Genomic DNA, 1,576 nt, shown 5'->3' with positions numbered 1-1,576 from the left:
ATAGAAAGGGATCAGGAGCGGTCAGTTTCCAACTAACAAACCGGTTCAAGCGGTCCCGCTCCGCGGGTCCATTTCAGCGTCATGATGAGCCATGGGAGACCGCATCGATGCTTCCGTCAGGTGCGGCGTCGGCGCTCTGCCGAAGAAAAGCTAGTACTGATCGAAGAAGAGTTTGAGGGGGCAAGACGGTCTCGGTGGATGCTAGAACGGCACCAATCCGAAAAGCTTGTTTCGTTAGAAGAGCTCCTTCAGGACGGCAGCTCTCGGCAGTGGCGGCCAAGAGGGCCTCCGACTTGGCTAAGGCGCTCAAGTACCTACGTAAGTTGTGGCGGAAGAAGACGATGGAGGTCGACACGCTGCGTGAGCCCGTGGAGCACGGTCGAGCAAAAAATGAATTGCGCGCTCGTGATCATGACGGGGACAGCCAATGAAACATATTTGTGATGCCGAGGAGGCCGAACGTGAAATCCTCCACCCGATGCGAGCACCTGAGCTCGCAGGTCGCTGAAGTAGCACTTGAAATGGCGGATCGGCCTGTGCTGGAGGGCGAGCTGATTGAACTCGAGGCGCGGTGTGAGGAACAGGATAAGTGGTAGATTAATTCGCCGGGCCTGAAACCCCACATGATCTTCTTGTTGCTAGTCCGCTAGGACATTTCGCGTTCGTGGGTCGAAGAAATGGCCAGATCGTCAAAGCTCGTAGCGTCGAAGCGCGACCGGGTACTCCTGGTGCGGGGCGCCGCGACAAGCTCTAGATCTTCCCTCGCGGGCGCCGGCGCGGCCGCGAAACGGCGGAGAGTGCCTGTGGCGCGAGATCGAGGCGTCATCCGGTATGTGGCATCGTAGGTTAGGCAACGCGAGGCGACGAGTTGTCGTGCGTTTTTGTGTTCAATGTCGAGCTCGCAACATGTTGGCGGATACCAAACAAGCGCGGGTTGGCTTTCGAAGAGAAAGCACGCGCCGGGCTTCGTTTTGGGTCCATCTGCCCGCGCGCGGTAGCATCAGGTGACTGGCCCGGCTTTTGCTCCGCTGCTTGCGACGTGTGTGCGGCTCCTCCTGCTTTGGGCGGGACCGTCCGCTGCAGAATGTGAATCTGTGTGACCAAAGGCGATGCCATGAAGAATTGGAGTTCCGTGACGACTCGGGTGCTAGGCACGGCCAGTGTTGCCCTGGCCTTGATGACGCGCACCGCCCTGGCGGTCGATTACAAAGCGGATCATAGCAGCAATCCTAGCTTGCGACACGTTCCTGGAAACAGGAGCGCGCTTGCCCAGATCACAGCCACCTCGGAACAGTCCGCGAGCTTCACGCTGAACAACGGCCTGCAGGTGGTGGTGATCCCCGATCACCGTACCCCGGTCGTGACGCAGATGATGTGGTACAGGGTCGGTTCCGCCGACGAGACCCCCGGCAAATCGGGACTGGCGCATTTCCTCGAACACCTGATGTTCAAGGGAACCGCCAAGCATCCGGCCGGCGAATTCTCCCAGACCGTGCTCAGGGTCGGCGGCAATGAGAACGCCTTCACCTCCACCGACTACACCGGCTATTTCCAGCGCGTGCCGCGCGAGCAGCTC

General features: G+C 59.6%; 1 protein-coding gene. It reads left to right on the top strand.

Features of this window, described 5'->3' with window-relative positions; translation table 11 throughout:
* Positions 1-1,273: 1,273 nt before the first annotated feature.
* The coding region (locus ACZXDY_RS45820) for a M16 family metallopeptidase (protein WP_464350000.1) at positions 1,274-1,576 on the top strand (303 nt) is incomplete at its 3' end.

The organism is Bradyrhizobium sp. LeoB3 (assembly GCF_055456055.1).
The sequence above is the reverse complement of the archived record's forward strand: the minus strand, read 5'-3'. Positions and strand labels throughout refer to the sequence as shown.